13 protein-coding genes are annotated in these 13,344 nt (G+C 68.7%); 8 read left to right on the forward strand and 5 right to left on the reverse strand.

The features are described from left to right. Positions 1–205 precede the first annotated feature (205 nt). The 3 genes from dapF to ACZ60J_RS38260 form a co-directional block, all read right to left on the reverse strand. Positions 206–1,081 carry a diaminopimelate epimerase gene (gene dapF, locus ACZ60J_RS38250; protein ID WP_469688780.1) on the reverse strand — a complete coding sequence of 292 codons (876 nt, stop codon included), beginning with the start codon at positions 1,079–1,081 and terminating at the stop codon, positions 206–208. 48 nt (positions 1,082–1,129) lie between these two features. Next, complete coding sequence (locus ACZ60J_RS38255; RefSeq protein ID WP_469688781.1) at positions 1,130–2,119, reverse strand: helix-turn-helix domain-containing protein; 990 nt, start codon at positions 2,117–2,119, stop codon at positions 1,130–1,132. Between the two features lie 200 nt (positions 2,120–2,319). Beyond that, positions 2,320–2,604: a hypothetical protein gene (locus tag ACZ60J_RS38260; RefSeq protein WP_469688782.1), complete on the reverse strand. Its 285-nt coding sequence runs from the start codon at positions 2,602–2,604 to the stop codon at positions 2,320–2,322. A 192-nt stretch (positions 2,605–2,796) separates the two neighbouring features. Here ACZ60J_RS38260 and ACZ60J_RS38265 point away from each other — a divergent pair, with 192 nt between their 5' ends. From ACZ60J_RS38265 to ACZ60J_RS38290, 6 genes are all read left to right on the forward strand, one after another. Next, positions 2,797–2,931 (forward strand): hypothetical protein, encoded by a 135-nt coding sequence (locus ACZ60J_RS38265; protein ID WP_469688783.1) that lies wholly within the window; start codon positions 2,797–2,799, stop codon positions 2,929–2,931. A 221-nt stretch (positions 2,932–3,152) separates the two neighbouring features. After that, complete coding sequence (locus ACZ60J_RS38270; RefSeq protein ID WP_469688784.1) at positions 3,153–3,905, forward strand: thioesterase domain-containing protein; 753 nt, start codon at positions 3,153–3,155, stop codon at positions 3,903–3,905. Positions 3,906–3,972: 67 nt separating this feature from the next. Continuing rightward, positions 3,973–5,241 (forward strand): MFS transporter, encoded by a 1,269-nt coding sequence (locus ACZ60J_RS38275; RefSeq protein ID WP_469688785.1) that lies wholly within the window; start codon positions 3,973–3,975, stop codon positions 5,239–5,241. 118 nt (positions 5,242–5,359) lie between these two features. Beyond that, positions 5,360–7,174, forward strand: coding sequence for a non-ribosomal peptide synthetase (locus tag ACZ60J_RS38280; RefSeq protein WP_469688786.1), 1,815 nt, complete (start codon positions 5,360–5,362; stop codon positions 7,172–7,174). Next, a complete protein-coding gene (locus ACZ60J_RS38285) occupies positions 7,171–7,950 on the forward strand; it encodes a leucyl/phenylalanyl-tRNA--protein transferase (RefSeq protein ID WP_469688787.1) in 780 nt (259 codons plus the stop codon). Before ACZ60J_RS38280 ends, ACZ60J_RS38285 begins: the two co-directional genes overlap by 4 nt. A gap of 106 nt (positions 7,951–8,056) precedes the next feature. After that, positions 8,057–9,214: a fatty acid desaturase gene (locus tag ACZ60J_RS38290; protein ID WP_469688788.1), complete on the forward strand. Its 1,158-nt coding sequence runs from the start codon at positions 8,057–8,059 to the stop codon at positions 9,212–9,214. A gap of 236 nt (positions 9,215–9,450) precedes the next feature. Here the strand turns inward: ACZ60J_RS38290 and ACZ60J_RS38295 are convergent, their stop codons facing one another. Then, entirely contained in the window at positions 9,451–9,777 is a 327-nt protein-coding gene (locus ACZ60J_RS38295) for a hypothetical protein (protein ID WP_469688789.1), read from the reverse strand. Positions 9,778–9,890: 113 nt separating this feature from the next. Between ACZ60J_RS38295 and tcmP the strand changes: the two genes are divergently transcribed. Then, the gene (gene tcmP / locus ACZ60J_RS38300; protein ID WP_469688790.1) at positions 9,891–11,075 is read left to right on the forward strand and encodes a three-Cys-motif partner protein TcmP; all 1,185 of its coding nucleotides are present in this window, start codon (positions 9,891–9,893) and stop codon (positions 11,073–11,075) included. A 44-nt stretch (positions 11,076–11,119) separates the two neighbouring features. On the opposite strand, the gene ACZ60J_RS38305 is transcribed toward tcmP, so the two are convergent. Beyond that, the gene (locus tag ACZ60J_RS38305) at positions 11,120–11,866 is read right to left on the reverse strand and encodes a DUF5131 family protein (protein ID WP_469688791.1); all 747 of its coding nucleotides are present in this window, start codon (positions 11,864–11,866) and stop codon (positions 11,120–11,122) included. Between the two features lie 381 nt (positions 11,867–12,247). On the opposite strand from ACZ60J_RS38305, the gene ACZ60J_RS38310 reads away from it, so the two are divergent. Further along, positions 12,248–13,168: a hypothetical protein gene (locus ACZ60J_RS38310; RefSeq protein WP_469688792.1), complete on the forward strand. Its 921-nt coding sequence runs from the start codon at positions 12,248–12,250 to the stop codon at positions 13,166–13,168. Positions 13,169–13,344 lie beyond the last annotated feature (176 nt).

The following is a 13,344-nucleotide window of genomic DNA, read 5'->3' on the forward strand; positions in this document are numbered from 1 at the left end:
CTCGGCTCGGTCCCCATCGCCCCTCCGAATACGTCCACCGTGAAGCGCTGCGCCGACAGACCACCCGCGTCCTCATCGGCCCTCCGAGGGGTCATAACAGGTCGTGCTCCGCACGCGGGTGGGGTGACCCGCCGTCCTCGCACTGCTGATAGCGCCTCTCCCGTGACCGCCACACGCACCGTCGGCAGCCCACCCCCTGGTGGAGCTACGCGAGAGCAGTCGTGCCTTCGGCAACGATCTCGGCGGGTCCGCTGAGTTCCATGCTGCCGTCAAGGCGCACCGTCACCTGCAGAGTGCCACCGGCCACGTCGACTGTGTAACGCGCAGGTGTGCGTAGCGTGCTCGGGGGTGTCCCGTCGCTCAGGAGGGCTGCGGTGACGGCTGCACACGCGCCGGTTCCGCAGGAGCGGGTCTCTCCCACTCCGCGCTCGTGTACGCGCATCGACAAGTGGCCGGGAGCCAGGCGGGTGACGAACTCGACCGTGACGCCCTGGGGATAGGCAGTGGCGGGGTTGACGTCGGGGGCGGTGAGTAGGCCGCCAGCGTGGGCGAGGTCGTCGACGAAGGCGACGGCATGGGGGTTGCCCATGTCGACGTGCACGGCGGGCCACTGCCGGGTGCCTACGGTGACCGTAATGGTGTCCGGTCCGGGGAGGAGGGCTTTGCCCATGTCCACGGTGACCTGTTCGGTCTTCTCAAGGCCGTCGGCGGTGAAGCGGACATGGCGGATGCCGGCGCGGGTGGCGATGGGGAGGCCGGTGAGGGAAGGACGGGCGAGTCCGGCTTCGGCCAGGACGGTGGCGAACAGGCGGATGCCGTTGCCGCACATCCCTGCCGTGGTGCCGTCGGGGTTCCAGTAGTCCATGAACCATTCGGCTTCTGGAGCCATGGCGTAGGCATCGGGGTGGTGCACGGACCGTACGGCGCGCAGGAGGCCGTCGGCGCCGATGCCGCGGCGGCGGTCGCACAGGCCGATGACCTGGTGTGGTTGCAGGTCCAGGGCTGCGTCGGGGTCCGGGATGACGATGAAGTCGTTCTGGGTGCCGTGCCCTTTGAAAAAGCGGACGGTCTGCTGCGGCATGCCGTTCTCCGATTCGGTCGATGCGTGTCGGGGCGCGGTCGGACGGGTCTAGGCAGTGCTGGGGAGCCAGCCGCGCTGGACGGCGTGGACGCCGGCTTGGAAGCGGCTGTCGGCTTCCAGCAGTTCCATGAGGTCGGCTGCGATGCGGCGGGCGGTGCGGGGGGAGATCCCGAAGCGTCGGGCTATCGCTTCGTCGGTCATTCCGCCGGCGAGCAGGCGCAGCATCTCCGCTTGCTGGGCGGGTATGCCCAGGGCGTCGGGGGGTGTGGTGGCGCCCCAAGGGGTCGCGGTGGCCCAGATGCCGTCGAAGAGGGCGCATAGGGCGATGATGGTGCTTTCGCCGCTGAGGACGACGGCGCCGGTGCGGGCGTCTGCGGTGTCGAGGGGCAGGACTGCTTGACGGCGGTCGAAGATGATCATGCGGATGGGGAGAGCGACGGCGGTGCGGACGCTTGCGCCGTGCTCGTTGAGCCAGCTGACGTGGTCCAGCGTGGGTTTATGGTTGCGGACGCTGTCGAGGTAGACCGTGCGGATCCGGATCCCTCGGCTCAGGAGGGCCTCGTTCGGGCCGCGGCTGGCTTCAAGATCGGCGGCCAGGTGGGCGCCGCCGGGGGCGAAGGTCATGACGTCGGAGTCGGTCTGCTGGGCGAGCTGGCTGAGCCGTTCGCGGATGGCGTCAGGGCCGGTGAGCCGTTCGTCGTCCGAGGCGCGGGGGCGGGTGCCGGAGCACTCCGCGATGAGCTGGGCCGCGGCCGCGCGCGATGCCTCCACCTGCAGCTGCTGTGCGGCCAGCTGCTCGTGCTGGCGTGCCAGCAGCAGCTCCATGGCCGCCTCAGGGCCGAGGACCCGGAAACCGCTGGGCTCGTGCAGTGACGGTTGGACGATGGCCAGGGCGCTGAGTTGGTCCAGGTTGTCACGGATGGTGTCTTCGGTGGTGTTCAGGCGGGCGGAAAGTTGCGTAACGCCCTCGGACGGATATGCAAGCATTGCGCGGTATATCTGCTCTGCCGTGAGGTTGATCCCGAGGGTCGCCAGCACTATTTCTCCTTCGCGCAGGGGAAGTTGGGAAGTGTACTGAGTGTTCGGTGGGAGAGTCTGGTCTCCAAGGGCAGCTTTATGCAATGGCATATTTAGTCCCCGGCATGGGCTTGCGCGGCTAATTCCGGCGCCCCGATGCTCCTGGCATGTATCTGGTTCACGCCGAGCTCGTGCGGGCGGCCGGCGCCGTTCTGCCTCCGTCAGCCGCCCGACTGATCGTCGGGTGCTCCGGCCCAGGCGAGGGGGTCGAGCACGTGGTGGTGCACCCTGATACGGGTCACGGTCACCTCGTGGGGGTGTTCGTCCTTGCCTCTTGCGTGGAGGAAGCGGAACGCATCGCTGGGGTGGTCTGCCAGCGGGCGTTGAGGACTCTGCCTGAGTTGGAAGGCTTCGCCCTGCAGCGCTTTGGGGTTCGGATGGTGCCGGGCTACTACGAGCAGCAGGTGAACGACGATGGCCCCGTTGGACGGGATATGCCACGTCACGATTAGGACAGTGGGTTGCCCTTCCCCGCGGTGCGGGAAGTGACCACGCTAGGGAACGTCTTCGACGCGGAGCGCCGGTCATCCAATTCCACCGACGATGCCCTTGCTTATCAAATAGGGCGGCTGGACTCCGCTTTCTTCTTCTGATGGAAACGGAATGCCGTGACTCTCATTCGTGCTGCCCTCTTTCCTGTGATCAGCGTGCTGATCGTCGGCTCACCGCTGGCCGCCACCCACAGCACGGCGGCTGCCACGTCGGTGCCTTTCGCGATGACGGCCGACGAAGGGACGCCGGTGTCCCTCGACGACGTGACCTGGGGCTCGTGAGGGGCACCGGCGTATGCCGGCACCGCCCTGCACCTGCGCCGCTCACCGCGGCGGGCTCCTCAGCCCGCTTCCGTCCAGACGCCCCCTCCTCCAGGAATAGCTGAGGTATCTGCCTGATGAGCGCCCTGTACGCCCCCACGGTCCCTCTCGCCACCGGAGCTGCCGACTTCCGGTCGTTGTGGGATGCCCCCATCACTCCGACCGTTCCCGAACGTCGGCCCATGATCGAGCTGGCAGCCGGTTCCGGTACCCCGTTGTTTCTGGCGCCCTGGGGATCCGGAAACATCGCCTTCGTCCGCGAGGTGGCCGCGGTGTTCCACCAGGGGCATCCCGTCTACGGCTTCGAGGCCGCCGGCCTGTGGCGTGACGAGCACCCCCTCCTGTCGGTCCCCGAAATGGCGAAGCGCTACCTGCGGGAGATCAAGGAGGTGCAGCCCCGAGGCCCCTACCTCCTGGGCGGGTTGTGCTCGGGCTCCCAGGTGGCCTACGAGATCGCCTCCCAGCTCACCGAGGCCGGCCAAGAAGTCGGCCCCATCACCCTCATCAACGCGGCCCGCGGCGAACTCGCCTCCGAACCGCTGCTGGAGGTGGAAGACCAATACGACCTGCGGCTCGCCGCATTGCGCCGCCAGTTCAAGGTGCCGGACCTGGTCACCGGGCTGACGCACGTGATGGCTGAGATGCGGCAGCTGCGGTGGCTCGACGATGACATGCCGGCCGATGACTTCTTCTGGCGACAGGTCCTGTCCGCGGCCGGGGCCTACGCCCACCGTCGGTGCGTGCTGCGCCCGTACGCGGGCCCCGTCAACGTCTTCGTGGCCAGTTCGGGGGCGGCGGATCCGGAAGTCGTGTGGGACGACATCGCGCCGCTCAGCATGGTGCGGTCGCTCGACGCGGAGACCAGCAGCGAGATCATGACGCACCCCGCGTTCGTGGCCACCATGCGGGAGACCTTCGCCAAGGTCGAGGCATGAGCACCGCACGGCGAATCCGACGCCTTGCGATCACGGTCCCGGCACGCGCACCGCGGGGAGACCGGGAATGACCGACACCGCCACACCCCTGCGTCCCGACACTCCGCCTCCCGCAGGCTCCGGCGCTCCCGGCGGGCTTCTGGCGCAGCGGAACTTCCTGCTGTTCTGGTTCGGCCAGAGCGTCTCGAAGTTCGGCAACGGCGCTTACCAGGTCGCCCTCGGCTGGTCGGTGTACCAGCTCACGGGGTCGGCAGCCGCCATGGGCACGCTGCTGGCGTTGAACCTGCTGCCCGAGGTCTTATTCGTCCTGGTCGGCGGAGCCATCGCCGACCGACTCCCGCGCCGCGCCGTCATTCTCGTCGCCGACAGCGCGGCCGCACTCACGATGCTCGCCCTGGCAGTGGCAGCAGCGGCCGGGGGACTGTCGTTCTGGCTGTTGACGACCTCGGCGCTCCTGCTGGGCATCATCAGCGCGTTCTACGGCCCGGCCTACGCGGCGATGAACCAGGATCTTGTGAACAAGGAGCAGTTCCGCAAGGCCAACGCGTTCTTCACCGTCTCGGGGAACCTCGCGCGCCTGGGCGGCCCACTGCTGGCCGGCGTCCTCTACGCGTTTGGCGGAGCCGGCACGGTGTTCGCCCTCAACGCAGCGTCTTTCACTGTGGCGGCATTCGCCATGGCGTTCACCCGGACACCGCGCCGCCGAAGCGTCGGCGAGCCTCAGCGCTTGCACCGGGACCTGGCGGAGGGCGTCACCTACACACGGCGGACCGGCTGGCTGCTGCTCGTCCTGGCGATCTCGCTCGTGGCCAACTGCCTGTGCCTGGCCCCGTACACCGTCCTCCTGCCGCAACTGGTCCGCAGCGCCGGCGGAGGGATCGGCACCCTGGGACTGGTCAGCGCCGTCGAAGTCGCCGCGGTGGTGCTGTCCGCAGCGGTGATAGGCCGCCTCGGCGGAGGCACCGGGGCCGGAAAAGTCCTGCTCCTTCTCGCCTCCGGGCTGGGCTTCGGCGCCCTCGCGCTCGGCGTCTCGGGCCAACACCGGGCCGCACTGTTCACGGGCGCACTGCTCGTCGGTATCGGCCTGTCCTTCGACGTCCTCGAGAACACCCTGCTCCAGAGCCTGGTCCCCGAACATCTACTCTCGCGCGTCTACAGCGTCAACATGGTGATCTCGTACTCCATGCTGCCCTTGGCCTACGCCGGCTCCGGTCTGCTGGCCCAGCACGTCGGAGCAAGCGCTGTCCTCACTGTCGGGGGCACGGTCATGGTCACCTTGTGCGCCTGCGTCGCCTTTCACCCAGCGGTCAAGCGCCTCAACACCGTCCGCTGGTGACCTACGGCCCGCCACCCGGGCCCATCCGCCCCGCCCCGCTGGCACCCGCGCACCAGATCCGCGTCTGACCCGCTGGTGACCCAGCGCCCATTCCTGCTTTCGACTGGGGGACACCGCCATGCGTCCGTACATCTACCACCAGCCCGCCGACGGCACCCGCACCGCCCCGGCAACCCGTGATCGACAGCTCATTCCGGCTGCCGTCATACGGCAGGCCCACCTGCACCCCGACCGTCCCGCGGTGGTCTGCCACGGCGAAGCCCTGACCTACCGCCAGCTCGTGGACCAAGCCCACGCGCTGGCCCACCGCCTTCGGGCAGCCGGCGTGCGGCGCGAGGGCGCCGTGGCGGTCTGCCTGCCGCGCGGCGTCGATCTCGTGGCCTCCGTGCTGGGAACCTGGCTCGCCGGGGCCGCCTGCCTGATGATCGAGCCCGGTGCTCCGGTACATCGGCGCCAGCACATGCTCCGGGACAGCAACGCCCAGGCGGCCGTCACCAGCACCGACCTCGCCGGTGACTTCGCGGACCTCACCATGGTGTCGCCGTGGGCCGAGACCAGTGGGCAACTGCTCCTCGACAGCCGTGACCTGCCGGCACTGGCCAGGGAGGTAGGTGCAGAGGACCTCGCCTATATCGTCTACACCTCCGGCACCACCGGCACGCCCAAAGGCGTGATGGTGGAGCACGCAAGTCTGGCTGGCATGGCCGCCGGACACGAAGAAGCGCTGCGTTCCTGGCCGTCACGCCCCGTTCAGCGCGTTGCCCTCAACGGCGGGGCCAGCTCCGACACGTTCTTCTCCGACCTGGTGAACCTGGCCTTCGGACGCACGCTAGTGGTAATCGACGAAGAATCCCGCAGGGACCCGGAGCAGCTGGCCCAAACCCTCACCGACCACGCCGTGCAGGTCCTCGACAGCACACCCACCCAGGTCAGGGCCCTGATAGTGGCAGGACGCGCCCACGTGCTGGCATCCATGGACACCCTGATCCTGGGCGGTGAGCCGATCGACCCGGGGTTGTGGCAGCAACTGCGTGCCCTGCCCGGGGTCAGGGTCTACAACTTCTACGGCCCCTCGGAATGCACCGTCGACGTGACCGTCGCCAGCCTCGCGGAACATCCGGACCCCGTCATCGGAACGGAGCTGCCCGGATCACGGGTCTGGGTGGTCGATGAAGCACTGCGGCCCGTGCCCGACGGCCAAGTGGGAGAGCTATGCATCACTGGCACCAGTCTCGCCCGCGGCTACACCCGCCCCGCACCCGCCGAAGCCGCCCGGTTCGCCGACCTTGCGGTCCCCGGCACCACGCAGATGGTTCGCTGCTACCGCACGGGAGACCTCGGACGGCGCACCGATGCTGGAGTCCTGGAGTTCCTGGGACGAGCCGACAGCCAGGTGTCCATCTCCGGCTACCGCGTTGAACTCGGCGAGGTCGAGGCCGCCCTCAGGGCATGCCACGGCGTCCACGACGCTGCTATCGGCCTCCAGGAACGGGACAGCGCGAAGAGCCTCGCCGGCTGGGTCGTTCTGGCCGAGGGAACCGACGTCGCACAGGTCCACAGCAGTCTCGCCGCACGGCTCCCGCAGCACATGCTGCCCCGGCTCACCGCTGTGGCCGCCATCCCCATGAGCACATCGGGCAAAGCCGACCTCACCGCACTGGCCGTGACGCCGTCCCCGCCGGCAGCCGACGACGCGGCACAGGTGCCCGTCGCCGATACCGTCCGGGCGATCTGGCGCGAGACGCTGGGCGTCACCCAGGTCACCCAGTCCGACGACTTCTTCGCCCTCGGCGGCGACTCGATCACCGCGACGCAGATGATCGTCTCCACACGGGCGAAGCTCGCGCTCACCATCCCCATCCGGACCATCTTCGACCACTCGCAGTTCACCGACTTCTGTGGCGCGCTCACCGCTGCGGCGGTGCCCCGATGACCGCGCCCGCACCGACGATCACCGACCCCTGGAACGGGGTCGCCCTGGGCAGTGGATACGGCGTCCCGGTGGCCATCGGCGGAGAAATCACCCCGCAGACCCTGCTTGGCGCCTATCGACGAGGGATGTTCTGCCAGCCGCGCGTGGAACGCTGTGACATCGCGGACAACGAGAACACCTACGCACCCGACGTTCGGGCCGGCGACATCCCGGTCCTGCCCGGCCCCGGCAACCCGTACGCCACCCTGTGGTGGTCCCCGACGGCCCACTACGTCATGCCGGTCGGCGAGATCAAAATCGGGCGCACGCTACGCAAGGACATCAGGGCCGCCGGATGGACCAGCACCATCGACACCGCCTTCGACCGTGTGGTGGCCGCGTGCGGCAAAGAACGCGAGCCCCGCTGGCTCACCGACGAACTCATCCACGCGCTGCGCGCTCTGCACGTCGCCGGGTGGGTGCGAAGTGTCGAGATCTGGCACGGCGACGACCTGGTCGGCGGGCTGTTCGGCTGCGCGCTGGACAACGTCTTCCTCGGGGACTCCGCCTTCCACCGGATGGCCGGAGCGGCGAAGACCGCCATGGCGGACCTCGCCCACCGGACCTCGGCGGGCAACATCACCCTGATCGACACCCAGGTGCGGTCGGAGTACACGGTGCGCCTGGGCGCCCGCCCGATGCCGCGCCCGGACTACCTCGAGCACCTGCACCGCGGGCACCACCTGCCAGGAGTCGTCACAACCGGCAGACACGCCACGGATCGTCTGCTCGGCTGACCTGACAGGCATCGCCTCCGCGGACGTCTGTCCGCGGAGGCTGCGGCCCTTCCGCAGACTGCTGCACCTGCCCGAAACGAACCTCGACCGCACCCCAGGAGCCTTCATGCTCGTCTACTTGTCGCTCATCACCGCGGGGATCGCCGTGCGGCAAATCGACCGCTGGTGGTTCAGTCCCCAGCGCGGCCGCCACCGACCGCAAACGCTCCGGGAGGTGATGTCCCTCCAGCGCCAGCGGCTCAACAACGCCTCCCCGGCGCTGCTGTTGGCCGGCCACTGGCTCGAGATAGCGGGCTGGTGCCTGATCGCCGTACACGGCGGCCCCTGGGCCTGGGCCCTGGCCGCGGCCGCCGGCGCAGTCAAAATGCGCCACCTGCAGGAGGTCAGCCACTTCGCAGTCCACGGAGTACTGACCCGCAGCAGCAAGCTCAGCACATTCCTCGCCGAAGCGGCGGTGCACCTCCCGCTCGGCTTCGTCCCGGTCCCCGTACGCCGCCAGCGCCACGTACGCGAGCACCACCCCAACGCCACGCTCGCCGGCATCGACCCCAACCTCGGCGACCTGGACCAAGCCGGCCTGCACCCCGGAGTCAGCACACGGCGATTCCTTCTCGCCACGATCTTCCCCCTCACTCCCGCAGGATTCGCCGACACCGTTCGCGGCATCAGCGCCAACCTGCGTACGTCCCCCGCCACCGGTCGGCGGCTGGCCGCCCTGGCGGTGGTGCCCGTGACCATGACCGCGGCCGTCGGCTGGCAGGCCGCACTCTTCGTCTTCGTCATCCCCCGGCTTCTGCTCTACCCCCAGCTGGCCTGGATGTCGCTGCTCGTCGAACACCGCTGGTTCGATGCCGAGCCCGTCACCGGCCCCCCGGCCGTCGTGGAAGCCGCACGCTGCCTCCGCTTGTACCCGCACAACAAGGCCCTCACGCTGCTCGCACGCGGCACGTGGCTGCCCTACGGCGACCTCTTCCACTACGCCCACTCAGCCCACCCAGCAGTTCGTTGGAACTACCTCCCCGCCCTGGAACGTGTCATCGGAACCCCCGCATACACACCCAGAGGTCTCCTGATGGGCGAATCCGCCGTTCTGCGGCACCATCAACGCGCTCTCACCCCGGCAGAAACGAGTAACACGGCCGTCACGACCTCGGCTCTCTCCCACGGCTATCAAGACTCCTCACGGATGTCAGATCGAAGCGCGCTGGAACTTGCTACCGACGGTGGGCAGCCAGTGAGGCGCAGGCCAGAACCTGCCCGCTGACCACCAGAGCTTCACGCGCCGTCGTGCAGTGCGGTCCAGGTCATTCATCATGGTGCTGGCCCCTCGGATGTCGAGCCAGCGCTTGCGCGGAGTGCCCGGATCGGCGGGGCTTCTCGTGGGGCCCCATGGGTCCGTACGAATCGGCACAGATCGGAGCGTCTGATGCCTGGGCCATGGGTGTCGGCCACCGGGACGGTGGTCTGCGCCGGGTGCTCATAGTCGACGCCGTCGACGCCTCACCCGTACAGCTCGCGGATCTGCGTCATGAACCAGTCCGCGCCGGCCCGGGCTCGCTCCAGCCCGGCCTCCGGGTCGGCCCAGAGCTCGCGCCCTGCTCTTGGACGGCGTTGTCGAGTTCCCAGCCGTCCAGCGGATGCCGCCCTGCTCGTCGAGGACCAGGTCCGCCTGGCCGGTGAGATGGTCCCACAGGTCGGTGGCTGCTCGGCGGTGGTACGGAAGCCGTCGCGCAGGACAGGGCGCAGGAACACGGTGTAGAGGGCGATGGAGGGGATGGCGCTGGAAGCCTGGGTGACGGCCGGCCCCGGCGACTGCGGTGAGGGCAAGGCGGCGTCCGGGTCCAGCGGGACGGGTTGGCGAGAAGCGACGGTCTTGCCGGAGCTCCTCGCCGTGCTTCACCATCTGTAATCAGGCAGATACGGCGGAGTCGGGGGTGGGCATGTCGTCTGGTACGGGCGGGAGCTACTGGGCGGACAAGGCGCTGCCCAGCGTGTTCAAGCATGAGCTGCTCAAGCGCTATCTGCCGCAGTTCGGCGGCATGACGGGCTCGCGCTCGCACGACAAACGCGTCGTCTACCTGGACGGGTACGCGGGCGAGGGCCAATACGAGAACGGCGAGCCAGCCTCCGGGGAGCTCGCGCTGCAGATCGCTGCAGACCTGCGTTCCCGGGCCGGCCTGACGCTGGAGTGCTTCTTCTCGGAATCCCAGCCGAAGTCGTTCGACCGCTTGCAGGAAGTCGTCCAGCAGTATCGCGCCAGCGGTGTGCTGGCACACGCCCACCGCGGTGAAGTCGATGGCGTTCTCGACCAGGTCCTCGAGCGGGCCGAGGGAGAACCGCTGTTCCTCTTCCTGGACCCGTGCGGGCTGGTTCTGCCGCAGGACCGGCTGGTGGGCGTGCTGGCTGGCAAACGACCGCAGGACTGGCCGCCGACCGAGTTGCTGATGAACTTCAGCATGATGGCCGTCTGGCGCCTGGGTGGGCACGTGCGCTCCCCGCAGGGCAACGAGAAGTCGCTGAAGCGCTTCGACGACGTGTGCGGCGGCACCTGGTGGCGCGAGTACTTCGCCGACGCGACGGCCTCCCGGGAGAAGGAAGGGGCGGCCGAGGACGCGATCGAGGCGGTCGCCGCCGAGTACTGCCGTCGCCTGGCCGAGCGCACGGGCATGCTCGTGCAGTCGGTTCCGGTGTCGCACTCACCGCGCAAGCGAGCGGTGTACCAGCTGGTGTTCGCCACTCGCAGCCCCTACGGGCTGTGGGTGTTCGGCGACACCGTCGCCCGGGCCCGGGACGAGTGGTGGAAGACGCTCGAGCTCCGCGAGGAGAAGGACGACGGATTGTTCTCGGTGACATCGGTGACGCGGCCAGACCCCAAAGAGGTCGAGACGAAGGCGGTGCCGCAGATCGCGGACAACCTGGAACAGCTTCTGCTGCGGAAGGGACGGCCGATCAAACTGGTTGACCACCCCTTGGAGATCTTCGGCTCCTTTTACGGGCAGGTCACCGAGCCGGCGGTGCGCAAGGCCGTGCAGCTTCTGCATGGACAGGGCAAGACGCCCAGCAACGGCGTGGGCGTCCGCAAAACCCGGGAGATCACCCTTCACCCCGGTCACCGCGCGGCCTGACCGAAGCGACCCCGCGTAGATCCAGCGGCAGTTGACGGTCCCAGTCAGGCCGGGACCGTCAGCGGCATCTGGTCCCAGGTCACGCCCTCAAGCGTGCGGCCACCGGCCTTCGGGGTGTAGCCACCCCATTGTTTGAAGAAGAACGCCACGTTTTCCTGTACGCACTGGTCACGGATCTGCGATACCCACTCGGGGTCCATCGGCCGGTGCTTCGGTCCGGACTCGCCGCCGGCGATCACCCAGTGGATGCCTTCCAGGCGCAGGCCGTCGAGCGGGCCGAGCAGCGGTTCGCAGGACAGGAACCGTACGGCGGCCGGCACCTGCCGCAGGTCGTCCACGCGCGGCAGCTCCTTTGCCGTCTCCACCGACACGCCCATCCACACGTTGGCTGGCCAGTCGAGCCGGTCGGCGACCTGCCGCAGGCGGCGGGCACGCTTGGTCAGGACCTGGTAGGTGTGCTGGGGGGTGTCGGCCATGACCTCGAAGACGCGGCGAACGAAGTCGAGCGGGACTCGGGCGTGGAAGAGGTCGGACATGGAGTTCACGAACACGGTCCGCGGGCTCTTCCAGCCGTACGGGATGTCCAGGGCGTCGGGGTGGACCGTGAGGTCGAAGCCCGGCCCGGACGTTCTCGGATCGCCATCGTTCTGGTATTTGGCCGCGCCCATCGCCTTGAGCCTCTTCGCCAGCGTCAGGGCGTAGCAGTTGTCGCACCCTGACGAGACGCGGTCACATCCAGTCGTTGGATTCCAGGTTGCCTCAGTCCACTCGATGGAACTCCGGTCAGCCACTGGTTCGCCTCCATCTCGCCGCGCCTGTTCCGGCACCCCTGGGCCATCAGCGGCACAGCTATCGGAACGGGCATCGCCATACAACCATCCCTGAGCCACCTCATTCCCCGGAACGGCGGGGGCCGTTGGCTGGGCGCCAGCGTCAGACGGCGTGCTCCCTCACTCGATGGGGGCATCCCTCGCCGTGGCGCCTTGATTCCGTTGGCGCCCCACGGATTTCATCTGCGCGGGCTCGTGAACGCCCGGCCGCGCGATGGAAGACGCCCCCGCACCCTTTCGCCGAGGACCGGCCAGAAGCATCACCACCCGTACGACACCTGCTGGCCCACCTCACCAAAGCGCTCACCGCCGGGGGCCGGTTGGCGCGGAACAGCGACCACGATGCCTCAGGCCGCCCTGGCCCTCACCGAAGACCGCCGCCGCTGTACCGGCGAGTCGCACCAAGCCCTCCATGCCCTCCTCACGGACACCGACCAGCCGCTCACCATCCCCTCAGCCCGTCACCCGGAGCAGACACAGCTGGAGGCCGCGGTCTTCCTCGCCTGCTGCAAGATCGGCAGCCTCTCCGAGCACCCCCTCGGCATCGTCCGCGTGCGTCCAGAGGAAAACCAGCTGACCCTTCGGCTCCTCGACGAGCCGTACGTCGTCCACCACTGGGCGGAGTTCCTACTCCCCCGTCTGTCCGGCGAGGAGAGCGACCACCCCCTGGACCGCGTCTTGGGGGTGGCCGGCCTCCGCTACCGCCGCGAAAGCGGCGGCATCGGCCTGCACCGCCCCGGCACGCCGGCCCGCATTCTGCTCACCGGATTCAATCCGCGCTGGTGGGAGCGGATCGCCGAGCGGCTCACCACCGACTACGGCCTGCTCCAGTCCGAGCCGGACTGGACATCCACGGAGCGAACCGCGTACACCGCAGCAGTGAACTCCCCCTTCGAGCCGCCGTCGCTCTTCTCGCCTCTGCTGCGCCGTATCCGGGCGACAGCCGGCCCCAGCCCGTTCAACGGCACCGATGCCTGGCACGCGGTCGGCGGCTCCTTCCGGCTGGAGACCACTGACGGACCGCCGTGCCCCGACTTGATCCGGCTCCTCGGCGACGGGCCCACCGGGTTGGGCTGGAAATTCGATCATAAGAGTTGCACTTGCCTGTGCGACCACACCCACTCCGGCATGGGCTGCACCATCGACTTCCTCGAACCCACCACGGGCCAGTTCGTGTACTACAGCAACCTCAAGTGGAACCGCACCCACAGCGACCGCCGCAGCCAGACCATCGCCGACCTGAATCGGCTGGTCTTCGCCTGATCCCGCCGGGTCAGCCCCCGGCGATCAAAGCCACTCACCGGCCGCCGTTTCCAATGCAAACGGCGGCCGCGCCCTTTCGCTACGCCACCCTCAGGGAGCGCAACTGTCCTCTCTCAACGAACCCTGTCGTCGCAGGCCGGAGGCCGGCACGGGTTCGCCCGGTCTCCACGGGGCAT

The sequence above is a fragment of the Streptomyces sp. NPDC104226 genome (assembly GCF_055584085.1).

Coding starts and splice junctions, on each gene's coding strand:
- dapF (WP_469688780.1), bottom strand. CDS start 1,081: ATGCCGCAGCAGACCGTCCGCTTTTTCAAAGGGCACGGCACCCAGAAC.
- ACZ60J_RS38270 (WP_469688784.1), top strand. CDS start 3,153: ATGATCGAGCTGGCAGCCGGTTCCGGTACCCCGTTGTTTCTGGCGCCC.
- ACZ60J_RS38275 (WP_469688785.1), top strand. CDS start 3,973: ATGACCGACACCGCCACACCCCTGCGTCCCGACACTCCGCCTCCCGCA.
- ACZ60J_RS38280 (WP_469688786.1), top strand. CDS start 5,360: ATGCGTCCGTACATCTACCACCAGCCCGCCGACGGCACCCGCACCGCC.
- ACZ60J_RS38285 (WP_469688787.1), top strand. CDS start 7,171: ATGACCGCGCCCGCACCGACGATCACCGACCCCTGGAACGGGGTCGCC.
- ACZ60J_RS38290 (WP_469688788.1), top strand. CDS start 8,057: ATGCTCGTCTACTTGTCGCTCATCACCGCGGGGATCGCCGTGCGGCAA.
- tcmP (WP_469688790.1), top strand. CDS start 9,891: ATGTCGTCTGGTACGGGCGGGAGCTACTGGGCGGACAAGGCGCTGCCC.
- ACZ60J_RS38310 (WP_469688792.1), top strand. CDS start 12,248: ATGCCTCAGGCCGCCCTGGCCCTCACCGAAGACCGCCGCCGCTGTACC.